This window comes from Succiniclasticum sp., from assembly GCF_056977735.1.
Genome location: NZ_DBMCWA010000001.1, coordinates 149,108 through 173,188, shown reverse-complemented (window position 1 = coordinate 173,188; position 24,081 = coordinate 149,108). Strand labels below are relative to the sequence as shown.

Here is a 24,081-nt window from a genome sequence, read left to right as displayed (position 1 = left end):
CTCAATTACTTCATAAAGCCCTGGTAATGACGTACCAAAGCCAGCGACTCAATCTGTTTCATTGTATCTAACGCAACACCGACGACGATCAGAAGAGATGTGCCGCCGATATAGATACCCTCAATACCGGTCAGGTACACGATAACATGCGGCATCATGGCAATCAGGGCCAGGAATATGGCGCCTGACAGCGTAATGCGTGTCATGACCATGTCCAGATAATCGGTAGTCGGTTTGCCGGGCCGCAGCCCCGGGATAAACCCGCCCATCTTCTTGATATTCTCGCTCATGTTCTTGATATCCAGCGTAACCGCGGTGTAGAAGAACGTGAAGAATATAATCAGGATGACATACAATGTCGTTTGCAGCGGCGTACCCCACGCAAAATACCCTGCAATTTTCTGAACCCAGGGTACTTTTACAAACTGTCCGATCGTAGCCGGAAGCATCAGAAGAGACGAGGCAAAAATAATGGGGATAACGCCTGCCTGGTTCACCTTTAAAGGAATGTAACTGCTGTGACCGCCGTACATCTTACGGCCTACGATACGTTTCGAATATTGCACGGGAATCTTGCGGATACCCTGAGAAATTGCAACTACGAAGACAATCATGGCCAGCGCGATGAGCAGGAACAATATAACGTTCAGGATGTTAATCGTACCTACATTCAGATATTTTGCCAATGTGGAGATTCCGTCAGGAAGGCGGGAAACGATACCCGCAAAGATGATCAGGGATATACCATTACCGATGCCTTTCTGGGTAATCTCTTCGCCGATCCACATCAGCAGGCAGGTGCCTGCCGTTAAGGATACGACGATCATCAATACCGAGAACAAATTGGGGTTATTGATGGCAGATCGCAGACCGAACGCCATGCCAAAGCCCTGTATCACTGCAAGGACCACGGTCAGGTAGCGGGTCGTCTTATTGATCTTCTTGTAACCTTCCTGCCCTTCCTTGGACCATTCTTCCAGCGTCGGTATGACCACTTTCAGAAGCTGCAAAATAATCGATGCGTTGATGTACGGTGTGATACTCATCGCAAAAACGGAGAACTTACTGAGAGCGCCGCCGGAGAACAAGTCCAGCAGGCCAAACAGGTTTCCGTTGTTAAATAACTGCTCTATCATCGCGGCATTGACCCCGGGAACCGGGATATGGGTTCCCAGGCGGAACACCGCGAACATTACTAAGGTGAAGATGACCCTCCGCCTCAGTTCGGGGACCCGAAAAACATTAGCCAAAGCAGCTAACATTATCAGATCACCTCTACTTTTCCGCCGGCAGCTGTAATCTTTTCTTCAGCAGTTTTGCTGAAGCCGTTTGCCTGCACTGTCAGCTTTTTAGTCAGCTCGCCGCCGCCTAAAATGCGCAGCCCGTCGCGAATATTCTTGATCAGACCACATTCAATCAGCATTACAGGTTCTACTACAGTACCGTCTTCAAAGCAGTTCAAAGTACCTACGTTAACTTCTACATATTCTTTACCAAATTTGTTATAGAAGCCGCGTTTCGGAAGACGCAGGTATAACGGTCTCTGGCCGCCTTCAAATCCAGGGCGTTTTACACCGCCGGAGCGGGATTTCTGACCCTTCTGGCCTTTACCGGAGGTCTTACCCAAACCGGAACCCAGACCACGGCCTACACGTACGCGGGCTTTATGGGAGCCCGGTGCGGGATGTAATTCATGTAATTCCATTGTGCTGCACCTCCTTGTTTTAAGCTTCTACTTCTTCAACCTTCACAAGATGTTCCACTTTGTGAACCATCCCGCGAATCGTCGGATTATCTTCCTGCACTACAGAAGTGCCGATTTTTCCCAGACCCAGAGCTTTTACGGTCGCGCGTTGATCTTTTTTATAGCCGATCAAGCTGCGGGTCAGCGTGATTTTTAACTTTTTCATCAGGCTTCCTCCTTAGCTTAACCTAAAATTTCCTGCGGGGTCTTGCCGCGCAGGGCAGCTACAGACTGAAGGTTCTTCAGACCTTTTAACCCTTCCAGGGTTGCGCGTACCATGTTATTGGGGTTATGGGAACCCTGGCATTTCGTCAGGATGTCACGGATACCTGCCAGTTCCAGAACGGCACGCACCGGACCGCCGGCGATTACGCCGGTACCTTCGGAAGCCGGACGCAGGAATACGCGGCCTGCACCGTACACACCGATAATTTCATGAGGAATGGTATTGCCTTTCATAGTTACTGTAATCAGATTTTTCTTAGCGTCGTCAACGCCTTTCCGGATTGCTTCCGGAACTTCAGCAGCTTTGCCCAGGCCCATGCCTACATGGCCTTTTCCATCGCCAACCACAACCAGTGCGGCAAAGGTGAAGCGACGGCCGCCTTTAACAACTTTCGCAACGCGATTAATGAATACAACTTTTTCGGTAAAGCCGTCATCCGGTTTCTCGCGTCTGTCGCGCTTATCAAAATTAGCCAAGATACTTCCTCCTTCCGTTAGAATTGCAGTCCAGCTTCACGAGCTGCTTCTGCTAATGCGGCAACACGCCCATGATAGAGGTAACCGCCGCGGTCGAATACAACTTCTTTCACGCCTTTGGCCATTGCTTTTTCAGCAATCGCTTTACCTACAGCTTTGGCAGCTTCCACGTTGCCGCCGTAGTTTTCAAAGGTCTTTTCTACAGTGCTTGCTGCCGCAATGGTCTCGCCGGTCTCATCGTTGATGACCTGTGCATAGATGTTGCTCAGGGAACGATATACATTCAGGCGGGGTCTTTCGGCAGTGCCAATAACATATCTGCGGGAACGAATATGACGTTTCTGACGTTTTTCGTTCTTGTTTGCTTTGTTAAACAAGAGGTTTCACTCCTTCCTTAATTACTTCTTAGCCTTTGCGCCTGCTTTACCTACTTTGCGACGAACATGTTCGCCTTCATAGCGGATGCCTTTTCCTTTATAGGGTTCAGGCGGACGCAGGTTGCGGATGTCAGCTGCCACAGCACCGACTTTTTCCTTATCCGGACCGCTTACGATGATTTTGTTCGGAGACGGTACTTCAAAGGTGATGCCGGCAGGCGGCTCTTTAACAACCGGATGGGAGAAACCCAGTGTGAAGTTAATGTTATTTCCCTGCTTCGCAGCACGGTAGCCTACGCCCTGGATTTCCAGCGTTTTGCTGAATCCTTTGGTTACGCCTTCTACCATATTGTTGATCAGGGTACGGGACAGGCCGTGCATGGCCCGGTTTTCTTTTTCATCATCAGGACGTTCCACGGTCAGTACGCCGTTGTCCATGGTGATCTTCATTGACTGGCTGATCTGGCGCTGCAGTTCGCCTTTAGGGCCTTTTACAGTTACCAGATTGTTTTCAACCGTAACCGTTACGCCAGCGGGAACGGTGATCGGTTTTTTACCAATTCTAGACACTTAAACGGTACCTCCTTTATCGTATTACCAAACGTATGCCAGAACTTCGCCGCCCAGACCAGCTTTGCGGGCTGCTTTATCGGTCATCAGTCCCTGAGAGGTGGAGATGATGGCGATACCCAGGCCGCCGAGAACCTTCGGCAGCTGATCTTTCTGGGAATATACGCGCAGGCCAGGCTTGGAGATACGTTTGAGGCCGGAAATTACTTTTTCGCGGTTAGCGCCGTATTTCAGGCTTACTTTGATAACATTCTGTTTGTTATCTTCGATTACTTCAAAATCTTTAATGAACCCTTCGTCTTTCAAAATCGTGGCAATTGCCTCTTTGATTTTGGAACCGGGGATTTCAACTTTATCATGATGAACCGAGTTTGCGTTACGGATACGGGTAAGCATATCGGCGATCGGATCAGTCATTACCATTATTCAATGGCCTCCTTTCTTAGATGGTTGTTACCAGCTTGCTTTTGTTACACCGGGAATTTCGCCTTTATAGGCATATTCGCGGAAGCAGATACGGCACATACCGAACTTACGTAAGTAAGCATGGGGGCGGCCGCAGATTTTGCAGCGGTTGTAATGACGAACTTTAAATTTCGGTTCTTTACTCCATTTTTCAATCAGTGCTGTCTTAGCCAAAATTCTTTCCTCCTTACTTAAGCTGCGAACGGCATTCCCAGGAGCCGCAGCAATTCGCGGGCTTCTTCGTCGGTCTTGGCAGTAGTTACGATGATAATATCCATACCATGAACTTTGTCGACCCTGTCATATTCGATTTCCGGGAAAATCAGCTGTTCTTTCAGGCCCAAGGCATAGTTGCCGCGGCCGTCAAAGGAAGTTGCGCTGACACCGCGGAAGTCACGTACGCGGGGCAGTGCCACGTTCATCAGTTTGTCAAGGAAATAGTACATACGGTCACCGCGCAGGGTAACTTTTGCGCCGATCGGCATGCCGGCACGCAGTTTAAAAGCAGCGATGGATTTTTTTGCTTTGGTAACAACCGGTTTCTGACCGGCGATGGTTACCAGTTCGGAAACAGCGGTTTCCAGCGCTTTGGCGTTTGCAACTGCTTCGCCTACGCCCATGTTGATAATTACTTTTTCAATCTTAGGAATTTCCATTACGTTTTTATACTGGAATTTATCAGTAAGTCCTTTAACGACTTCAGATAAATACTTTTCTTGCAGTCTGGTCTTGGCCATTTACAATGTTTCCTCCTTTCCCGGATATTATTTATCGATTACTTCGCCGCAGTGCTTGCAGACTCTCTTGGACTTTCCGTCTTCAATCTTATGAGCAATACGGGTCGGTTTCTTGCAGCTGGGGCAAACCAGCATTACCTTGCAGGAAGCAATGGCTGCTTCTTTCGTCACGATACCACCCTGGGGGTTGGTCTGGGACGGTTTGGTATGACGTTTTACTTTATTGACGCCTTCTACAATAACTTTGCCTTTTTTAGGCAGCGCGGTCAGAATTTTCCCTTCCTTGCCTTTATCTTTGCCGGACAGGACCTGAACGGTATCGCCTTTTTTAACATGCAGCTTTACAGCAGTACTCATGTCTTAAGAACACCTCCTAATGTGCTTTTCTGATTTCTTACAGCACTTCCGGTGCCAGAGAAATAATCTTCATAAAGTCTTTTTCACGCAGCTCGCGGGCTACTGGCCCAAAAATACGGGTTCCGCGGGGGCTCTTGTCGTCTTTGATCACTACTGCGGCATTTTCATCAAAGCGGATGTAAGAACCGTCTTTACGATGAAGTCCTTTGGTGGAACGAACAACAACCGCCTTTACAACGTCACCTTTCTTAACAACGCCTCCGGGTGCTGCATCCTTAACAGAACATACGATGATATCGCCAATGTTTGCATATTTGCGGAAAGAGCCACCCATAACGCGGATGCACATAACCTTCTTAGCACCGGTGTTATCGCCGACATTAAGAATCGTCTGTTGTTGAATCATGTTTAACCTCCCTTGCCAGATTCACTGTAATCTGGCAATACATTATTTAGCACGTTCTAAAATTTCAACCAGGCGCCAGCATTTATCTTTGGACAGCGGACGGGTCTGGGTAATTTTTACCAGGTCACCGATATGCGCTTCGTTGTTTTCATCATGTGCCTTGAATTTGATCGTGTTCTTTACGCCTTTTTTGTAGAGCGGATGCTGAACAAAACGTTCAATAGCAACAACGATGGTCTTCTGCATCTTATCGCTGACAACTCTGCCTACACGGCTGACACGTGCGTTTCTTTCTACGGTCACGACTGTTTCCTCCTTAATTAAGCTTCAAAACCTTACGCGTTGATTTCGTTCTGGCGCTGAACAGTTTTGATTCTGGCAATGGATTTCTTAATTTCGTGGATCTTCATGGGATTCTCACATTGTCCGGTTGCCATCTGAAAACGTAAGTTGAACAGTTCTTCTTTCAATTCTGCTAACTTTTTGTCTAAATCTTCAGCAGATAACTCTCTGATTTCATTGATTTTCATTCAGCTTCACCACCCTTTGCTTCTACGGCAGTTTCGGCTTCCAACTGAGCCTTCGTCATGAATTTTGTCTTGATGGGGAGCTTGTGGCCGGCCAGACGCATTGCTTCTTTTGCTTCTGCTTCTCCTACGCCGCCCATTTCAAACAGGACACGGCCGGGTTTTACTACGGCTACCCAATATTCCGGAGAACCTTTACCGGAACCCATACGGGTTTCAGCCGGTTTTGCGGTGATCGGTTTATCCGGGAAAATCTGAATCCATACCTGACCGCCACGTTTGATGTAACGGGTCATGGCAATACGGGCCGCCTCGATCTGGCGGTTGGTGATCCATGCAGGCTCCAATGCAACCAGACCAAAATCGCCATGGCAGATGGTATTGCCGCGCATAGCACGGCCTTTCATACGGCCTCTGTGTTGTTTACGGTGTTTCACTCTGTTCGGTAATAACATGTTACTTTGCCTCCTTTGCGGATGCGGGCTTTGCTGCCGCTTTGGTGCCCGGCAGTACTTCGCCTTTGTAGATCCAGACCTTTACGCCGATACGGCCATACGTGGTATGGGCTTCTGCTGTACCGTAATCGATATCAGCACGTAACGTGTGCAGAGGAATGGAACCTTCACGATAGCTTTCGCTGCGGGCGATTTCTGCACCGCCCAGGCGGCCGCCGACTTTTACTTTGATGCCTTTGGCTCCCATGCGCATGGTACGGCCAACGCACTGTTTCATGGCACGGCGGAATGCGATACGACGTTCCAGCTGGCTGGCAATATTCTCAGCTACCAGCGTGGCATCCATATCCGGCTGTTTGATTTCCTGGATATTGATGTCAACATTGGCGTCGGTCATTTTCTTCAGGTCTTTTTTCAGCAGTTCGATATTGCTGCCCTGACGACCGATAACCATGCCCGGTTTTGCGGTGTAGATCGTAATACGGGCCTTGTTGGAGGCACGTTCGATATCTACCTTGGAAATTCCGGACAGGAATAATTTTTCTTTAATGAACTCACGGATTTTAATATCTTCCAGTAAGAATTTTTCATAGTCTTTGTCAGCGAACCAGTTGGATTCCCAACCTTTGATCACGCCAACACGAAGACCATGCGGATTAACTTTCTGACCCACTATCATTACCCTCCTTATCCGGGATTATTATTTCTCAGAAACACATACGGTCACGTGGCTGGAATGCTTCAAAATTTTGAATGCCTGTCCACGGGAACGCGGATGAATACGTTTCAGTGTAGGACCCTGGTCTACATAGCAAGTAGACACATACAGGTTATCTACATTCATATCGTTATTATGTTCAGCATTGGCAACCGCGCTGCGCAATACCTTTTCCACAACTTCAGAGCCGACTTTCGGGGTAAATTTCAAAATTGCGAAAGCTTCAGACACTTTTTTACCGCGGATCAGGTTCATCACAATGCGCAGTTTGCGAGGAGCAATGCGGATATATTTTGCAGTAGCGTTAACTTCCATTACTTATTCCTCACTTTCCTGTAGTATCTGCTTTCTTATCCTGATGACCCTTAAAAGTACGGGTCGGAGCAAATTCTCCTAATTTATGGCCTACCATATCCTCGGTAATGAATACCGGAACATGTTTGCGTCCGTCATGTACCGCAATGGTATGTCCTACAAACGAAGGTAAAATCATAGAAGCGCGGGACCAGGTCTTTACAACCTTCTTATCATTCGCGGCATTCAGCGCATCGACTTTTTTCAACAGACTGGGATGCACATAAGGTCCTTTTTTAACTGATCTAGACACTGATAAGCCTCCTTTCTCTCAACGATTATTTCGTTCTACGGCTTAAGATTAATTTAGTTGAAGATTTCTTGTTCTTGCGGGTACGAACACCAAACGCAGCTTTGCCCCAGGGGGTAACAGGACGTTTACGTCCTACCGGGCTGTGACCTTCACCGCCGCCATGCGGATGGTCGTTCGGGTTCATAACTACGCCGCGGTTAGCAGGACGGATGCCCAGCCAACGGGAACGGCCGGCTTTACCAATGGTGAGGTTTTCGAATTCCAGATTACCAACCTGGCCTACAGTAGCGCGGCAGTTGATATGTACTTTACGTACTTCGCCGGAAGGCAGGCGCAGCAGTGCGTAGTCGCCTTCTTTAGCCATCAGCTGTACAACAGCGCCGGCAGAGCGTGCCATCTGACCGCCTTTACCGATTTTCAGTTCCACGTTGTGAACCAGGGTACCAACGGGAATGTTTTTTAAAGGCAGGCAGTTGCCAATTTTGATATCGGCATCCGGGCCGCTTTCTACTTTATCGCCAACCTTCAGGTCCAGAGGAGCCAGAATGTAGCGTTTTTCGCCGTCTGCATAGTTCAGCAGGGCAATGCGGGCATTGCGGTTCGGATCGTACTCGATGGTAGCAACTTTAGCAGGAATGCCATCTTTGTTGCGTTTGAAGTCGATGATACGGTACTGTCTCTTTGTGCCGCCGCCCTGATGACGGACAGTCATTTTACCGGTGTTGTTGCGGCCGGCATGTTTGTTCAGCTTCTCAAGAAGCGGACGATAGGGTTTATCAGTCGTAATCTCTTCGAAGGAAGACGTTGTCATGAAACGTCTCGAAGGAGAATACGGATTGTAGCTTTTAATCGCCATTGAGCTTACCTCCTTACATTCCTTCAAATATCGGCAGTGTCTGGCCTTCAGCCAGTCTTACGATTGCCTTTTTATAATCTGACGTCCGGCCAACATTTCTGCCCATCCGTTTCATTTTGCCGCTGACACGGATCGTGGTTACGGACAAAACTTTTACATTCCAGATGGATTCTACAGCCTGACGGATTTCGGTCTTGTTCGCGGTTAATGGAACTTTAAAAGTATATTTGTTGTCCTGCATCATTAAGGAAGTTTTTTCCGTAATGAGCGGGCGGATCAATACGTCGCGAGGATTAGCAGCCATTATGCAAGTACCTCCTCAATCTTTTCTACAGCATTCTTGTCCAGGAACACTTTATTATTGTGCAACAGGTCAAAGCAGTTCAGGCCGCCGTTGTTGATGACGGTAACTTTGCGGATGTTGCGGGCGGACAGTTCAACATTTTCGTTTTCACCGTTGGTGATGATCAGGGTTTTATTATCTGCAGCTTCGAACGCATCCAGCATCTCAACAGTGCGTTTGGTTTTGAAATCATCAAACGCAATATTGTCGATGATAACCAGCTGGCCTTCTGCAACTTTTGCGGATAATGCGCAGCGGATTGCAAGACGGCGTGCCTTACGGGTCATTTCTTTTCTATAGCTGCGCGGCTGCGGTCCAAACGTTACACCGCCGCCTACCCACAGAGGAGAGCGGGTGGAACCTACACGTGCATGGCCGGTTCCTTTCTGTCTCCAGGGTTTCCGGCCGCCGCCGCGTACCATGCCGCGGGTTTTGGTAGCGGAAGTGCCCTGACGCTGGTTAGCCTGCTGCATTACGATTGCCTGATGTACAACAGGTTCATTGAACTCAACGCCAAATACTTCTTCATTTAATTCGATTTCTTCGCCGGTTGTTTTGCCGGCCATGTTATATACAGATAACTTCGGCATATGAAGCATCCTCCTTTCTGTCGTTTACATTACTTACCTTTAACGGCTTCTTTGATTACTACGCAGGTACCGTTGGCACCCGGAATAGAACCGTGTACAAGGATAAGGTTGCGTTCAGTGTCAACCCGGGCAATGGTCAGAGACTGAACAGTAGCATTCTTGCCACCCATACGGCCAGGCAGCTTTTTGCCTTTGATAACCCTGCCGCCAGGGCCGGAATGCATCGGTCCCATAGAACCCGGTTCACGATGCGATTTAGAACCGTGTTTCATAGGGCCACGGCCGAAATTGTGGAGCTTAATGGTGCCTGCAAAGCCTTTGCCGCGGCTGATCCCGCTTACATCTACCAGATCTCCGGCAGCAAAAATGTCGGCTTTGATTACGTCACCCGGTTTTAAGTCGGACGGAGCGTCCAAACGTAATTCCTTAACAAATTCAGCAGGAGCAACACCTGCTTTTGCGAAGTGTCCTTTTTCCGGTTTCGTTACTTTCTTTTCACTTACTTCGCCAAAACCAACCTGGATCGCATTGTATCCGTCGGTTTCTTCCGTTTTATTTTGAATCACTGTGCAAGGGCCTGCTAACACAACCGTAACAGGAATGAACTTGCCATCAGCTTCAAAAATTTGGGTCATGCCCAGTTTTTTGCCAATAATTCCTTTAGCCATCGTTAGCACCTCCTCACAGTTTGATTTCGATGTCTACGCCGGCCGGCAGGTCTAAACGCATCAGCGCGTCAACCGTTTTCGGAGTCGGCTCCAGAATGTCTACCAGACGTTTGTGAGTGCGCATTTCGAACTGCTCACGGGAATCTTTGTTGACATGAGGGGAACGCAGAATCGTATAAATGTTCTTTTCGGTAGGCAGCGGAATCGGACCGGAAACCTGTGCGCCGGTACGTTTCGCAGTGTCCACGATCTTTGCAGCGCTCTGATCCAGAGCGGTGTGGTCATACGCTTTCAGGCGTATTCTGATTTTTTGTGTCTTAGCCATTAATTTTTCCTCCAATCGCCCAGTTTCTAAGAACGGACATACTCCGTGAAAATCTCCCCGTCTGCAAGGCAGGACAGGCAAGCAACCTTTCACATCATCGCAGGTACCAATAAACATAAGAATATGAGGGGCTTATCTTACGCCCCTCATACCGGGATCTAAGATCAATATTATAACACTATTTCAGAAATTAATCAATGATATCGCCAACAACGCCGGCGCCTACGGTATGACCGCCTTCACGAATAGCGAAGCGCAGGCCCTGTTCCATAGCGATCGGGGTGATCAGGGTGATTTCCATGTCTACGTTATCACCAGGCATTACCATCTCGGTGCCTTCCGGCAGTTTTACGGAACCGGTTACGTCGGTGGTACGGAAGTAGAACTGCGGACGGTAGCCGTTAAAGAACGGGGTATGACGGCCGCCTTCTTCTTTCTTCAGTACGTAAACCTGGCCAGTGAAGTGGGTGTGCGGATGTACGCTGCCCGGTTTCGCCAGTACCTGGCCGCGTTCGATTTCCTTGCGGTCAACACCACGCAGCAGAGCGCCTACATTGTCGCCTGCCAGGGCTTCGTCCAGGGTCTTGCGGAACATTTCCAGACCGGTGATTACGGTTGCTTTCTTCTCGTCTTTCATACCAACGATTTCTACGGGGTCGCCTACATGAGCTGCACCGCGTTCGATACGGCCGGTAGCAACAGTGCCGCGGCCGGTGATGGTGAATACGTCTTCTACAGGCATCAGGAACGGTTTGTCAGTCGGGCGTTCCGGAGTCGGAATGTAGTTGTCTACTTCTTCCATCAATTTCAGAATGCTGCCTTCGCCGATTTCGCTCTTGTCGCCTTCCAGCGCTTTCAGAGCGGAACCTACAACGATAGGAATGTCATCGCCGGGGAATTCATAGCTGCTCAGCAGGTCACGAACTTCCATTTCTACCAGTTCGATCAGTTCTGCATCGTCAACCATGTCAGCTTTGTTCAGGTATACTACCATGGCAGGTACGCCTACCTGACGGGACAGCAGGATATGTTCGCGGGTCTGGGGCATCGGGCCGTCAGCTGCGCTTACAACCAGGATCGCGCCGTCCATCTGGGCAGCACCGGTGATCATGTTCTTTACATAGTCAGCGTGGCCCGGGCAGTCAACATGCGCATAGTGACGGTTGGCCGTCTCATATTCTACGTGTGCGGTGTTAATGGTGATACCGCGTTCTCTTTCTTCCGGAGCCTTATCGATCATGCTGTAATCCATGAACTGTGCGCCGCCTCTTTCTGCCAGCACTTTGGTGATAGCAGCGGTCAGGGTGGTTTTGCCATGGTCAACGTGGCCGATGGTGCCGATGTTTACATGCGGTTTTGTTCTTTCAAACTTTGCCTTTGCCATTTTTTCCTTCCTCCTTAGAAGTAAAATATATTTAAAATTTATTTAGGATCAGCATTACTGATTATTCAGCTTTGGTGCCTTTGTTTTTAGCAACGATTTCGTCCGCAATACTCTTGGGTACTTCTTCGTAGTGGTCAACCTGCATAGTGTAGGTGCCGCGGCCCTGGGTCTTGCTGCGCAGGTCCGTTGCGTAACCGAACATGGATGCCAGCGGTACGAAGGAGTGGATAACCTGTGCGCCGTTACGCGCTTCCATACCCTCAATACGTCCGCGGCGGGAGTTCACGTCACCGATAACATCGCCCATGTATTCTTCCGGCACGGTGATATCTACTTTCATGTACGGCTCCAGCAGAACCGGGGAAGCTTTTTCCGCACCTGCCTTGAAGCCCATGGAGCCGGCAATCTTGAATGCCATTTCCGAAGAGTCAACTTCATGGTAAGAACCGTCATATACGGTAACGCCAATGTCTACCATCGGGTATCCGGCTACAACGCCGCTTTCCATCGCTTCCTTGACACCGGCTTCAATCGGAGCAATGTATTCTTTCGGAATCGCACCGCCCACAACCTTGTTGTCAAAGGTAAAGCCCGCGCCCATTTCCAACGGGGTGATTTCCAGCCAGCAATGGCCGTACTGGCCTTTACCGCCGGACTGACGGATGAACTTGCCTTCCGCTTTAACTGCCTTGCGGATCGTCTCACGGTACGCAACCTGCGGATTGCCTACGTTGCAGCCTACCCGGAATTCACGGAGCAGACGGTCAACGATGATATCCAGATGCAGCTCGCCCATACCGGAGATGATGGTCTGCGCGGTCTCGGGATCCGTATGCACCTTGAAGGTCGGATCTTCTTCCGCCAGTTTCTGAAGGGCAATGCCCATCTTTTCCTGGTCTGCTTTTGTCTTCGGCTCTACCGCAACGGAGATAACCGGCTCAGGGAATACCATGGACTCCAGAATAATCGGAGCTTTCTCATCGCAGAGCGTGTCACCGGTCGTTGTAAACTTCAGGCCTACAGCCGCTGCGATATCTCCGGAATATGCTTCCGGGATTTCTTCCCGGTGATTGGCATGCATCAGCAGGATGCGGCCCATGCGTTCGCGTTTATCTTTGGAAGAGTTGTAAACGTAGGAACCGGCAGTAATCATACCGGAATATACACGGAAGAATCCAAGCTTTCCTACAAAGGGGTCGGTTGCAATCTTGAATGCCAGCGCGGAGAACGGCTCGTTGTCGGAAGTCGGACGGAAATCTTCTTCGCCGGTTTCCGGGTTGATGCCCTTAATACTCTCGATATCCGTCGGAGCCGGCATGTAATCCACAACCGCGTCCAGCAGGGGCTGAATACCTTTGTTCTTATAGGAAGAACCGCAGAATACCGGATTCAGTTTACATTCAATCGTTTCTTTGCGGATCGCTGCTTTCAGTTCTTCGTTGGTGATTTCTTCACCTTCCAGATATTTCATCATCAGGTCGTCGTCGCCTTCGGCAACGGTTTCTACCAGGATGCCGCGATATTCTTCAGCCTGTTCTTTCATATCGGCAGGAATCTCAACGAATTCTTCTTCCTTACCCATATCATCGCTGTAAACGATCGCTTTCATCCGGATCAGGTCAACCATGCCCTGGAACTGGTCTTCGCATCCGATAGGAACCTGAAGGGCAACCGGGTTTGCGTTCAGCCGGTCGCGCATCATGTCCATAACATGGAAGAAGTCAGCACCGATGATGTCCATCTTATTGACATATGCCATACGCGGTACTTTGTACTCGTCAGCCTGGCGCCATACGGTTTCAGACTGGGGTTCTACACCGCCCTTGGCAGAAAATACTGCAATTGTTCCGTCCAGCACACGCAGGGAACGTTCAACTTCAACCGTGAAGTCAACGTGACCCGGAGTATCGATGATGTTGATACGGTGCGTATCGTACTGCTTTTCGGAACCGTTCCACATGCAGGTCGTTGCAGCGGAAGTAATGGTGATACCACGTTCCTGTTCCTGAACCATCCAGTCCATGGTGGCTGCGCCGTCATGAACTTCACCGATCTTATGGGTCTTACCGGTGTAGAACAGGATGCGTTCCGTGGTAGTCGTCTTACCGGCATCGATGTGAGCCATAATGCCGATATTTCTTGTTCTTTCCAGCGGAATTAGTCTGCCCACTCTTTTATCCTCCTCAATAATTCAACAGGACCGGGCCATTACCAGCGGTAATGTGCAAACGCTTTGTTTGCTTCTGCCATCTTGTGGGTATCTTCACGCTTTTTAACAGCAGCGCCGGTACCATTGGCGGCATCCATGATTTCGCCGGCAACGCGTTCGCACATGGTTCTTTCACCACGGAGGCGAGCATAATTTACCAGCCAGCGGATACCCAGGGTGGTTTTGCGCTCTGCACGAACTTCTACAGGAACCTGGTAGTTTGCGCCGCCTACACGACGAGCCCGTACTTCCAGCAGGGGCATCACGTTCTTCATAGCGGCATCAAATACTTCCAGCGGATCTTTGCCCGTCTTGGAACGGATTACGTCAAATGCATCATATACGATGCGTTCAGCAACGCCTTTCTTACCGTCCAGCATTACTTTGTTAATAAATCTGGTTAATAATTTGGAACCGTACACCGGATCCGGCAGTACGTCTCTTTTTGGAACTGCGCCTTTTCTCGGCATGCTTTTCACTCCTTTATATCAATTCGTAATTTCTCAATTAATTTTGGTTTTGCGCAAGAATTATTTCTTAGCTTTTGCGCGTTTTGCACCGTACTTGGAACGGCCCTGATTGCGGTTTGCAACGCCGGCAGTATCCAGAGAACCACGAATGATATGATAACGCACGCCAGGCAGGTCCTTTACACGGCCGCCCCTGATCAGAACAACGGAATGTTCCTGCAGATTGTGACCGATACCCGGAATATAAGCTGTTACTTCAATGCCGTTGGTTAAACGTACACGAGCAACTTTACGCAGTGCAGAGTTAGGTTTTTTCGGTGTGGTGGTGTATACACGGGTGCACACACCACGTTTCTGCGGACATTCTTTTAATGCCGGCGCAGTGGATTTGGTTCTCAGCACCTCTCTGCCCTTACGGATCAGCTGATTAATTGTTGGCATATCGGCACCTCCTTTCTGTCAATTAGATTTAGTATTTATAAAAACCCCGTTTCCGGGATCCCTATCAGTTGTTCAGTATCGCCGCTGCAGAAGCACCCGCATGGATGCCGCAGGCCTTGCCTAACACCTGCATGCTTTCCACGATCAGGCAGGATATATTTTGCTTTTCGCATTCCGCCTTGATGGGAGCCGTGATATGTTCCTCCGCATCTGCCGCGATATAAACTTTCGAAGCTGTTTTTTTCTGCAGGGCTTTTGCTGTCTGCTTAACCCCTACAACCTTAGCCCCGGCTGTCTTCAGCTCGTCCAGACTCATTGAATTCACTCCTTCAAAATGAGCGCACTTATCCCGTGAGACTTGTGTATTGTAACATCTTTTACATAGCGTGTCAACACTTTTTTAATAATTTTTATCACGTCAAGCTATGTTTTTAAGCGGTTCTGTTTTTACACGTATCCTGGTGTATCATATCTGCCAATAAAATAACCATGATACTTTTAATCGTACCATGGTTATTTTTTCACTCATTGTGCTTTCTTTTCAGATCGGACTGCTTACTTGTCTCCACTTTCCGGCCCTTCGCCCTGGCCGGCATCAGTCAGGTACTTAACCTTCACGTCACGGTAACGGCTCATGCCGGTACCTGCCGGAATCAGCTTACCGATAATGACATTTTCCTTCAGACCCAGCAGCGGATCAACCTTTCCTTTAATTGCTGCATCAGTCAGAACCCGGGTTGTTTCCTGGAAGGAAGCCGCAGACAGGAAGGAATCCGTAGCAAGGGAAGCTTTGGTGATACCCAGCAGGATCGGTTTCCCTTTTGCCGGTTCCTTGCCTTCAGCCACAGCCGCCGCATTCTGTTCTGTGTACTCACCGATATCAATATATTCACCCGGCAGCATGGATGTATCTCCGGCATCTTCAATGCGGATCTTGCGCATCATCTGACGCACCATAACTTCAATGTGCTTATCATTGATACCTACGCCCTGAGACTTATAGACGCTGAGCACCTGCTGTACGATATACCGCTGTGTTGCCTGGGGTCCCAGAATCCGCAGAATGTCATGAGGATTCAGTGAACCTTCTGTCAGACGGCTGCCTACTTCAACCTCATCGCCTTCCACAACCGAAAGCTTGGCGCCATACGGAATACTATAAGTCTGTTCCACCACTTCATCATCAGGATTTCCTGTAATGATGACCTTGCGCTGTTTCTGACCGGCTTCTTCCACAATATGGACTGTACCTGCATTTTCTGCCAGGATACCCGGATGTTTAGGCTTACGGGCTTCAAACAGTTCCTCTACACGGGGCAGACCCTGTGTAATATCGTCTGCACCGGCAACGCCGCCCGTATGGAAAGTACGCATGGTCAGCTGGGTACCCGGTTCGCCGATAGCCTGGGCAGCAATCGTGCCGACTGCTTCGCCCACGTCCACGTTATGGTCTGTTGCCAGGTTACGGCCGTAACATTTACGGCACACGCCGAATTTGGACTTACAGGTCAGCACCGTACGGATTTTGACTTTATCGCGCATCACAGCGATCTGATCTGCCATATCTTCCGTAATATAATCATTGATGTGGAACAGCACGTTGCCGTCCGCATCTTTGATATCTTCTGCCAGAGTCCGGCCTATGATACGGTCATGCAGTGATTCGATCTCAGTCCCGTTTTCTGTGATTGCTTCAATTTCAATTCCGTCAATTTCATTGTTCCGGACAGAAATCTCACTCACTGTTCCATCTTGGAGAACCCTGTCAATATCCTCCTCTGTCAATGTCGCACCTGCACCGACCAGAACTTCACCGTTGCCGTTGACAACATCTTCCGATACTTCTTTATTTGCATAATGATGCATCAGGAGTTCTTTGATCTTGCTGTTTGCAAACTCTTCCGGTATGTTAATGACAACATCTTCACGTGCTTCTTCAGTACCGTCGCCATCCGGAACATAGATGCTGATGGAAGTAACCTTGGCATCCATCAGACGGTTATAAACTTCATTGGAAATAATCGTATCGGATTCGGCAATAGGAGCGCCCGTCTCTTCATTAATAATCGTTGCGGCAAGCATACGGCCTATCACTTTAGAACGGATCTTTTTCGCACTGGCTCCCAATTCGGCCTTGCACAGACGGTTCCGTTCTTTTACCAGGTTACAGGTATGGATATCACAGTCGTCTTCGCGGACGATGACATCCTGCGCCACGTCTACCAGACGGCGGGTCAGGTAACCGGAGTCAGCCGTACGCAAGGCAGTATCTGCCAGACCTTTACGGGCGCCATGGCTGGAAATAAAGTATTCCAAAATCGTCAGGCCTTCACGGAAGTTGGATTTTACAGGCCGGTCAATGATACGGCCGGAAGGATCCGCCATCAGACCGCGCATACCGGCCAGCTGTTTGATCTGGTCAATACTGCCGCGGGCGCCTGAATCGGCCATCATGGCAATCGGGTTAAATTTATCCGCTGTGTTAGCTTCTTTCAGCAGCTCTGCTACATCATCCGTTGCCTTATTCCAAATGTCAACGACCTTTTTATAACGTTCTTCATCGGTCATCAGGCCGCGGCGGTACATTGCTTCCGTCCGGTCAACCTGTTTTTCAGATGTCTGGATGATCTCCTGCTTACCCTGAGGAACGTGGATGTCGGAAACTGCAATGGAAATACCGGAATTGCAGGCATTGTCGTAACCCATTTTCTTCACAATATCCAGTACATTGGCAGTGCCCAGATTGCCGTAAAGCTTATGCGCTTTGGCAACCAGCTTGCCCAGTTCCTTTTTGGTGATCAGTTGGCCCAGATGCCAGTACTCTTCGCCGGTTTCTTCGTTTTTCCGTTTGCTGAAGAAGCGCAGTTCTTTCGGCAGTTCTTCATTGTAAATCGCATTGCCTATCGTAGTCTCTACCAGACTCTTCCCCTCATTCTGCGGTTCATTCACAATATCTTTGTTGGGGATCAGGATCCAGATTTTTGCCTGCAGGTCAAGATATTTATGATAGTATGCCATTAAAGCTTCATGAAGGCTGCTGTAACGGTTGCCTTCGCCCTTGGCACCGGGCCGTTCGATAGTCATATAATACGCGCCCAGAACCATATCCTGAGTAGGCACGGCTACAGGCTTCCCGTCTTTCGGGGCCAGAATATTATTCACAGACATCATCATCAGGCGCGCTTCTGCCTGTGCCTCTACGGAAAGCGGCAGATGAACCGCCATCTGGTCGCCGTCAAAGTCAGCGTTATAAGCAGTACATACCAGCGGATGCAACGTGATGGCACGGCCTTCGGTCAGAACAGGCTCAAATGCCTGGATGCCCAGGCGGTGAAGCGTCGGTGCACGGTTCAGTAATACCGGATGTTCCTTGATTACTTCTTCCAAAACATCCCAGACTCCCGGGGTAGCCCGTTCCACCATACGTTTTGCCGCACGGATATTAAGGGAAGGATCTTTGTCCTGGAGGCGTTTCATAACGAAAGGCTTGAAAAGTTCCAATGCCATTTCCTTCGGCAGGCCGCACTGGTGCATTTTCATTTCAGGCCCTACCACGATAACGGAACGGCCGGAATAGTCAACGCGTTTGCCCAGCAGGTTCTGACGGAAACGTCCCTGTTTGCCCTTCAGCATATCGGATAACGATTTCAGAGGACGGTTGCCGGGGCCTACGATCGGACGACCGCGACGGCCGTTATCGATCAGCGCGTCTACGGCTTCCTGCAGCATACGCTTTTCATTACGGACAATAATATCCGGCGCATGCAGTTCCAACAACCGTTTCAAACGGTTATTACGGTTGATGACACGACGGTACAAATCATTCAGATCACTGGTAGCAAAACGTCCGCCGTCGAGCTGTACCATGGGACGCAGGTCAGGAGGGATAACCGGAACCACATCCAAAATCATCCAGGACGGTTTGTTACCCGATTTTTGGAACGCTTCCGCAACTTCCAGCCTGCGCACGATACGGACCTTCTTCTGGCCGGTTGCTTCTTTCAGTTCCTCCCGGAGTTCCGCGACCAAAGCATCAACGTCAATTTCCTCCAGCAGTTCTTTAACAGCAGAAGCCCCCATCTCAGCGCGGAACTGATCGCCGTATTTGTCCCGGTTGCTCATGTATTCTGCTTCTGTTAAAAGCTGTTTTTTCTGCAACGGCGTATCGCCCGGATCCAAAACAATGTAGTTCACGAAATACAAAACTCTTTCCAGGCTCCGGGGAGATACATCCAGAATCAGGCCCATCCGGCTGGGAATCCCCTTAAAATACCAGATATGGGAAACAGGCGCCGCCAGTTCAATATGTCCCATACGGTCACGGCGGACCTTGGAACGGGTCACTTCAACGCCGCATTTATCACAGACGATTCCCTTATAACGGATCCGTTTATACTTTCCGCAATGACACTCCCAGTCTTTGATGGGGCCAAAGATTCTTTCACAGAACAGACCGTCTGTTTCGGGTTTTAATGTTCTGTAGTTGATGGTTTCAGGCTTTTTTACTTCCCCATAAGACCATGACCGGATCAGTTCCGGAGAAGCAAGTCCAATGCGCATGGAATTAAAATTGTTAACGTCTAACAAGAACCCCTCGCTCCCTTCTTAATTAAACTCATCATCAGAACCGGACAGTTCTTCCATCGTTGTTTCGCTTAAATTACCTAAATCGGCAATGCTGTCGTCTTCCTGCTCTGTACCGTTATATTGTTCTTCTTCATTATAGGCGGTAGATTCTTTCGAAGCCTCCGGAACGACAACCGGAGCATCCCCCTGCAGTTCTGCCAGGGTTTCCGGAGAAGCTTCCACTGCCTCATCTTCTTCATCCTGCAGGGAAATATCTTCACCGTCTTCGTCCAGCACGCGAATATCCAGCCCGATGCTCTGAAGCTCCTTCACCAAAACTTTGAACGATTCGGGAACGCCCGGTTCCGGAACATTTTCGCCCTTAACGATAGATTCATACGTCTTGACACGTCCAACCACATCGTCAGATTTTACGGTCAGGATTTCCTGCAGCGTGTATGCTGCGCCATAGGCTTCCAGTGCCCAGACTTCCATTTCACCGAAACGCTGTCCGCCAAACTGGGCCTTGCCGCCCAAAGGCTGCTGGGTAACCAGGGAGTACGGACCGGTGGAACGGGCATGGATCTTGTCATCTACCAGGTGGTGCAGTTTCAACATATAAACGCAGCCGACGGTTACGGGGTTGGCAAACGGCTCACCGGTACGTCCGTCGTACAGGATCGTCTTGCCCATCGGGCTTACACCGGATAATTTCACCATGTTCTGAAGATCTTCTTCATTAGCGCTGTCGAATACAGGAACGGCCATCTTAACCGCACTCAGCTTCGCATTGCCTGCATATCCAATGTCTGTCAGCTTGGGCATGCCATATGTGTCTAATTCATAACCGGTTTCTTTCAGCTGTTCCCCAATACCGGGTTCTTTACGCTGTATCTTCATACCAAGAGCCAGAGCGGCCCATCCTAAATGAGTTTCCAGAATCTGGCCAATGTTCATACGGGAGGGAACGCCTAACGGGTTCAGAACGATCTGGACCGGTTCGCCATTGGGCAGGAACGGCATATCTTCCCGGGGTAAAATACGGGATACTACGCCCTTATTGCCGTGACGGCCGGACATCTTATCGCCCGCACGGATCTTACGTTTCTGCGCTATATGGATACGGACCTGTTCGTTTACTCCCGGAGGCAGTTCGTCACCGTTTTCACGGGTAAATACTTTAACACTGACAATAATGCCTGTTTCACCGTGGGGAACACGCAACGAGCTGTCCCGTTCCTCACGGGCTTTCTCATTAAATACTGCCCGTACAAGGCGTTCTTCCGCAGATAATTCGGTTTCACCTTTCGGTGTAACTTTTCCTACAAGAATATCGCCGGGGCGTACTTCCGCACCGATCCGGATGATACCGCGTTCATCCAGGTCTTTACGGGCCGCTTCGGAAACATTGGGAATATCCCTGGTAATCTGTTCCGGTCCCAGTTTGGTGTCGCGGGAATCACAGTTATATTCCTCAATATGGATAGACGTATAGGTATCGTCCCTTACCAGATCTTCTGACAGCAGGATCGCGTCTTCGTAGTTGTAGCCTTCCCAGGGCATATAAGCTACGATAACGTTATGGCCTAACGCCAGTTCCCCGCGGTCCGTAGCAGGACCGTCCGCCAGAACCTGGTTCGCTTTAACATAGTCACCCTTGAAAACGATCGGCTTCTGATTCACACAGGTACTCTGGTTGGAACGTTTGAACTTCAGTACTTCATACGTATCAATATCGCCGTTTTCCGTGCGGATCTGGATCTCATCGCCGGTTACCCGGATGACTTCACCGGCATGCTTTGCCAATATACAGTTACCGGAGTCAGTCGCGACTTTATATTCCATACCGGTGCCGACAACAGGAGCCTGCGGGGTCAGCAGAGGTACTGCCTGACGCTGCATGTTGGCGCCCATCAGCGCGCGGTTGGCGTCATCGTGTTCCAGGAACGGAATAAGGGCTGTTGCAATCGATACTACCTGTTTCGGCGAAACGTCCATATAATCAGCACGTTCCGGCCTTATGCTCAGTACGTCATTCTTGCGGCGGGCCGTAACGCGTTCACCAAGGAAATATCCCTCGTCATCCAGCGGTTCGTTGGCCTGCGCAACAATATATTTATCTTCCTCATCAGCAGTCAGATATTCAATTTCATTGGTAACCCGTTTATGTTCTTTATCTACTTTGCGGTAAGGCGTTTCAATAAAACCAAACCTGTTAATTACCGCAAAGGTAGAAAGGGAACCGATCAAACCGATGTTAGGACCTTCAGGGGTTTCAATGGGGCACATGCGCCCGTAATGGGAGTTGTGTACGTCACGGACTTCATAGCCGGCACGTTCCCTGGACAGGCCGCCGGGTCCCAATGCAGAGAGACGCCGTTTATGCGTCAGTTCCGCCAGCGGATTGTTCTGATCCATAAACTGGGACAGCTGGCTGCTGCCAAAGAATTCCTTGATTGCCGCAACGACCGGGCGGATATTGATCAATGCTTCAGGTTTGATAATGTACACATCCTGAATGGTCATGCGTTCTTTTACCACACGTTCCATACGGGCCAGACCGATACGGAACTGGTTCTGCAGCAGTTCGCCTACGCAGCGGACACGACGGTTGCCTAAATGGTCAATGTCATCTTTTTCACCATGCCCGTCCATCACATTCAGCAAATAGCCAAAGGAAGCGAAAATATCTTCTTTTGTGATCGTACGGAGCGTTTCGGGAATACCGGAGGTAAAGACGATACGGAGTACTTTTCCGCTTAACTCCTTAATTTTCAGCTGGTAAATGCCATATTCTTTATAGACCTGGCTTTCTTCCACCTTGTCCAGTACTTCATCGGTCATCAGGGTTCCTTCCGGAACGATGATCTCGCCGGTTTCCTTATCAACCAGCGGTTCTGCCAGTACGCAATCCTGAAGCCGGTTTCTCCAGCCCAGTTTTTTGTTCAGTTTATAACGGCCCACATAAGCCAGATCGTAGCGCTTGCTGTCAAAGAATGTCTGTTCAATCAGCTGTTTGGCATTTTCAAACGCAGGCGGTTCACCGGGACGAAGCTTTTTATACAGTTCGATCATTGCTTCTTCGCAATTGGTCGTGCTGTCCTTTTCCAGTGTTGCTTTCACTGCTTCAATAATTTCCGTCCCGTCTTCCGTATGGTTTTCAATCTGGGTATCGCCAAAGAATTCCAGAATTTCTTCATTGGTTTCCATACCCATGGCCCGAAGCAGTACTGTAGCCGGCACTTTTCGGGTCCTGTCCACACGCGCATAGATCACATGATTTAAATCTGTTTCAAATTCAATCCAGGCGCCACGGTTCGGGATTACCGTCGTTCCATATAAGAAGATAGCACTGGGATCCATTACTTTATCATAATAAACCCCGGGAGAACGAACCAGCTGACTGACAATGACACGTTCCGCCCCGTTGATCACGAAGGTCCCCGTCGGGGTCATTAAGGGAAAATCACCCATAAATACACGGGATTCCTTGATTTCTCCCGTATCTTTATTCAGCAGCAGAACATTCACATTCAACGGAGCAGAATATGAAGCGTCCCGTTCTTTACATTCTTCGATGGTATATTTAGGTTCGCCGATTTCGAAGCGCTGAAAAGAGAGTTCCAGATTCCCGTTAAAATCTTTAATCGGGGAAATATCACGGAAAATCTCATCTAATCCATCGCTCATGAACCACTCATAGGATTTCCTTTGCAGGTCAATCAAATGAGGCATTGGCAAAACTTCTTTAATTTTGCCAAAGCTATACCGGGTCCTGTCACCTGTCTGAACCGGTTTAAACATGTAGGTCCTCACTCCTTGTTATATAAGTCAGGCAATACAAAACTATGCACGTTGTCTAAAGCCAAAAAAAACAAGGGTCTTACCGCAAGATCACCCTGTTATTCAGATCAGACGAACGTACTTCATCCCTACGATATGGCAGCCGATGTGAACCACTACACTATCTGGCCGTTGTAGTCAAGCCTGCATTTTGGTCACAAACACAAAAAGCATAATTGTGGTAAATAATGATACCACAACACCAGATACTTTGTCAACACTTATTTTGCAATAGCAAAAGTCATTCCGGTGTGTATATAAAAAAATAAGACCGGCCTACTGTAGACCGGTCTTGATATCGCAAAGCGAAAATTATTTAATTTCAACAGTTGCGCCAGCAGCTTCCAGTTTTGCTTTTGCTTCGTCAGCATCAGCTTTGGAAACTTTTTCTTTAACAGCTTTCGGAGCGCCGTCAACCAGAGCTTTAGCTTCTTTCAGGCCCAGACCGGTGATTTCGCGAACAGCTTTGATTACATTGATCTTGCCCTGACCAGCTTCTTTCAGGATTACGTCGAATTCGGTCTGTTCTTCTTCAGCAGCAGCAGCAGCCGGAGCAGCACCAGCAGCAGCAACGGCAACAGGAGCAGCAGCGGATACGCCAAATTTTTCTTCCAGAGCCTTTACCAGTTCAGCCAGCTCTAATACGGTCATTTTCTCAATAGCTTCAATAATCTGATCTTTATTCATTATAATTTCCTCCATATCAGTTAATTTTTTTAAT

At 49.1% G+C, this 24,081-nt stretch carries 30 protein-coding genes; all 30 read right to left on the bottom strand.

Features of this window, described 5'->3' with window-relative positions; all coding sequences use genetic code 11:
* Positions 1-5: 5 nt before the first annotated feature.
* The 30 genes from secY to rplL all read right to left on the bottom strand — a co-directional run bounded on the left by secY (position 6) and on the right by rplL (position 24,047).
* Positions 6-1,262 (bottom strand): preprotein translocase subunit SecY, encoded by a 1,257-nt coding sequence (gene secY / locus ACZOWY_RS00835; protein ID WP_484391660.1) that lies wholly within the window; start codon positions 1,260-1,262, stop codon positions 6-8.
* Between the two features lie 2 nt (positions 1,263-1,264).
* Positions 1,265-1,705 (bottom strand): 50S ribosomal protein L15, encoded by a 441-nt coding sequence (rplO, locus tag ACZOWY_RS00830; RefSeq protein ID WP_093912283.1) that lies wholly within the window; start codon positions 1,703-1,705, stop codon positions 1,265-1,267.
* A gap of 19 nt (positions 1,706-1,724) precedes the next feature.
* Positions 1,725-1,910: a 50S ribosomal protein L30 gene (gene rpmD, locus ACZOWY_RS00825; protein WP_321125368.1), complete on the bottom strand. Its 186-nt coding sequence runs from the start codon at positions 1,908-1,910 to the stop codon at positions 1,725-1,727.
* A gap of 17 nt (positions 1,911-1,927) precedes the next feature.
* On the bottom strand, positions 1,928-2,446 hold the full coding sequence (gene rpsE / locus ACZOWY_RS00820; RefSeq protein WP_484391655.1) for a 30S ribosomal protein S5: 519 nt from the start codon (positions 2,444-2,446) through the stop codon (positions 1,928-1,930).
* Positions 2,447-2,463: 17 nt separating this feature from the next.
* Positions 2,464-2,823: a 50S ribosomal protein L18 gene (rplR, locus tag ACZOWY_RS00815; RefSeq protein ID WP_484391650.1), complete on the bottom strand. Its 360-nt coding sequence runs from the start codon at positions 2,821-2,823 to the stop codon at positions 2,464-2,466.
* Positions 2,824-2,844: 21 nt separating this feature from the next.
* Positions 2,845-3,393 (bottom strand): 50S ribosomal protein L6, encoded by a 549-nt coding sequence (gene rplF, locus ACZOWY_RS00810; RefSeq protein WP_484391645.1) that lies wholly within the window; start codon positions 3,391-3,393, stop codon positions 2,845-2,847.
* 24 nt (positions 3,394-3,417) lie between these two features.
* Positions 3,418-3,816 (bottom strand): 30S ribosomal protein S8, encoded by a 399-nt coding sequence (gene rpsH / locus ACZOWY_RS00805; RefSeq protein ID WP_093912288.1) that lies wholly within the window; start codon positions 3,814-3,816, stop codon positions 3,418-3,420.
* Positions 3,817-3,846: 30 nt separating this feature from the next.
* A complete protein-coding gene (locus tag ACZOWY_RS00800; RefSeq protein ID WP_093729243.1) occupies positions 3,847-4,032 on the bottom strand; it encodes a type Z 30S ribosomal protein S14 in 186 nt (61 codons plus the stop codon).
* A gap of 17 nt (positions 4,033-4,049) precedes the next feature.
* The gene (gene rplE / locus ACZOWY_RS00795) at positions 4,050-4,595 is read right to left on the bottom strand and encodes a 50S ribosomal protein L5 (protein ID WP_484391640.1); all 546 of its coding nucleotides are present in this window, start codon (positions 4,593-4,595) and stop codon (positions 4,050-4,052) included.
* Positions 4,596-4,622: 27 nt separating this feature from the next.
* The gene (gene rplX, locus ACZOWY_RS00790; protein ID WP_093729245.1) at positions 4,623-4,952 is read right to left on the bottom strand and encodes a 50S ribosomal protein L24; all 330 of its coding nucleotides are present in this window, start codon (positions 4,950-4,952) and stop codon (positions 4,623-4,625) included.
* A gap of 37 nt (positions 4,953-4,989) precedes the next feature.
* Positions 4,990-5,358 carry a 50S ribosomal protein L14 gene (gene rplN / locus ACZOWY_RS00785; protein ID WP_484391636.1) on the bottom strand — a complete coding sequence of 123 codons (369 nt, stop codon included), beginning with the start codon at positions 5,356-5,358 and terminating at the stop codon, positions 4,990-4,992.
* A gap of 42 nt (positions 5,359-5,400) precedes the next feature.
* Positions 5,401-5,661, bottom strand: coding sequence for a 30S ribosomal protein S17 (gene rpsQ / locus ACZOWY_RS00780; RefSeq protein ID WP_093729247.1), 261 nt, complete (start codon positions 5,659-5,661; stop codon positions 5,401-5,403).
* Between the two features lie 32 nt (positions 5,662-5,693).
* Positions 5,694-5,888: a 50S ribosomal protein L29 gene (rpmC, locus tag ACZOWY_RS00775; RefSeq protein ID WP_093729248.1), complete on the bottom strand. Its 195-nt coding sequence runs from the start codon at positions 5,886-5,888 to the stop codon at positions 5,694-5,696.
* On the bottom strand, positions 5,885-6,340 hold the full coding sequence (gene rplP, locus ACZOWY_RS00770; protein ID WP_484391633.1) for a 50S ribosomal protein L16: 456 nt from the start codon (positions 6,338-6,340) through the stop codon (positions 5,885-5,887). The genes rpmC and rplP overlap by 4 nt, the downstream gene beginning before the upstream one ends.
* Position 6,341: 1 nt before the next feature.
* On the bottom strand, positions 6,342-7,013 hold the full coding sequence (rpsC, locus tag ACZOWY_RS00765) for a 30S ribosomal protein S3 (RefSeq protein ID WP_484391629.1): 672 nt from the start codon (positions 7,011-7,013) through the stop codon (positions 6,342-6,344).
* A gap of 27 nt (positions 7,014-7,040) precedes the next feature.
* Positions 7,041-7,373, bottom strand: coding sequence for a 50S ribosomal protein L22 (gene rplV / locus ACZOWY_RS00760; protein ID WP_484391624.1), 333 nt, complete (start codon positions 7,371-7,373; stop codon positions 7,041-7,043).
* Between the two features lie 10 nt (positions 7,374-7,383).
* Positions 7,384-7,665, bottom strand: coding sequence for a 30S ribosomal protein S19 (gene rpsS / locus ACZOWY_RS00755; protein ID WP_093912292.1), 282 nt, complete (start codon positions 7,663-7,665; stop codon positions 7,384-7,386).
* Between the two features lie 25 nt (positions 7,666-7,690).
* Positions 7,691-8,521, bottom strand: coding sequence for a 50S ribosomal protein L2 (gene rplB / locus ACZOWY_RS00750; protein WP_484391621.1), 831 nt, complete (start codon positions 8,519-8,521; stop codon positions 7,691-7,693).
* 13 nt (positions 8,522-8,534) lie between these two features.
* Entirely contained in the window at positions 8,535-8,825 is a 291-nt protein-coding gene (gene rplW, locus ACZOWY_RS00745) for a 50S ribosomal protein L23 (protein ID WP_484391616.1), read from the bottom strand.
* Positions 8,825-9,454 carry a 50S ribosomal protein L4 gene (rplD, locus tag ACZOWY_RS00740; RefSeq protein WP_484391612.1) on the bottom strand — a complete coding sequence of 210 codons (630 nt, stop codon included), beginning with the start codon at positions 9,452-9,454 and terminating at the stop codon, positions 8,825-8,827. Before rplD ends, rplW begins: the two co-directional genes overlap by 1 nt.
* Positions 9,455-9,483: 29 nt before the next feature.
* Positions 9,484-10,122 carry a 50S ribosomal protein L3 gene (gene rplC / locus ACZOWY_RS00735; RefSeq protein WP_484391609.1) on the bottom strand — a complete coding sequence of 213 codons (639 nt, stop codon included), beginning with the start codon at positions 10,120-10,122 and terminating at the stop codon, positions 9,484-9,486.
* Between the two features lie 13 nt (positions 10,123-10,135).
* On the bottom strand, positions 10,136-10,447 hold the full coding sequence (gene rpsJ / locus ACZOWY_RS00730) for a 30S ribosomal protein S10 (protein WP_484391604.1): 312 nt from the start codon (positions 10,445-10,447) through the stop codon (positions 10,136-10,138).
* Between the two features lie 190 nt (positions 10,448-10,637).
* On the bottom strand, positions 10,638-11,831 hold the full coding sequence (tuf, locus tag ACZOWY_RS00725) for an elongation factor Tu (protein WP_093729258.1): 1,194 nt from the start codon (positions 11,829-11,831) through the stop codon (positions 10,638-10,640).
* 61 nt (positions 11,832-11,892) lie between these two features.
* Positions 11,893-14,001 (bottom strand): elongation factor G, encoded by a 2,109-nt coding sequence (gene fusA, locus ACZOWY_RS00720; RefSeq protein ID WP_484391599.1) that lies wholly within the window; start codon positions 13,999-14,001, stop codon positions 11,893-11,895.
* Positions 14,002-14,039: 38 nt separating this feature from the next.
* Positions 14,040-14,510, bottom strand: coding sequence for a 30S ribosomal protein S7 (rpsG, locus tag ACZOWY_RS00715; protein WP_484391596.1), 471 nt, complete (start codon positions 14,508-14,510; stop codon positions 14,040-14,042).
* A 60-nt stretch (positions 14,511-14,570) separates the two neighbouring features.
* A complete protein-coding gene (rpsL, locus tag ACZOWY_RS00710; RefSeq protein ID WP_484391593.1) occupies positions 14,571-14,951 on the bottom strand; it encodes a 30S ribosomal protein S12 in 381 nt (126 codons plus the stop codon).
* Positions 14,952-15,015: 64 nt separating this feature from the next.
* The gene (locus ACZOWY_RS00705; RefSeq protein ID WP_484391589.1) at positions 15,016-15,267 is read right to left on the bottom strand and encodes a L7Ae/L30e/S12e/Gadd45 family ribosomal protein; all 252 of its coding nucleotides are present in this window, start codon (positions 15,265-15,267) and stop codon (positions 15,016-15,018) included.
* Positions 15,268-15,506: 239 nt separating this feature from the next.
* Positions 15,507-19,538: a DNA-directed RNA polymerase subunit beta' gene (rpoC, locus tag ACZOWY_RS00700; protein WP_484391586.1), complete on the bottom strand. Its 4,032-nt coding sequence runs from the start codon at positions 19,536-19,538 to the stop codon at positions 15,507-15,509.
* An 18-nt stretch (positions 19,539-19,556) separates the two neighbouring features.
* Entirely contained in the window at positions 19,557-23,321 is a 3,765-nt protein-coding gene (rpoB, locus tag ACZOWY_RS00695) for a DNA-directed RNA polymerase subunit beta (RefSeq protein ID WP_484391581.1), read from the bottom strand.
* Positions 23,322-23,672: 351 nt separating this feature from the next.
* Positions 23,673-24,047, bottom strand: a complete 375-nt coding sequence (rplL, locus tag ACZOWY_RS00690) for a 50S ribosomal protein L7/L12 (RefSeq protein ID WP_484391576.1) — start codon at positions 24,045-24,047, stop codon at positions 23,673-23,675.
* Positions 24,048-24,081 lie beyond the last annotated feature (34 nt).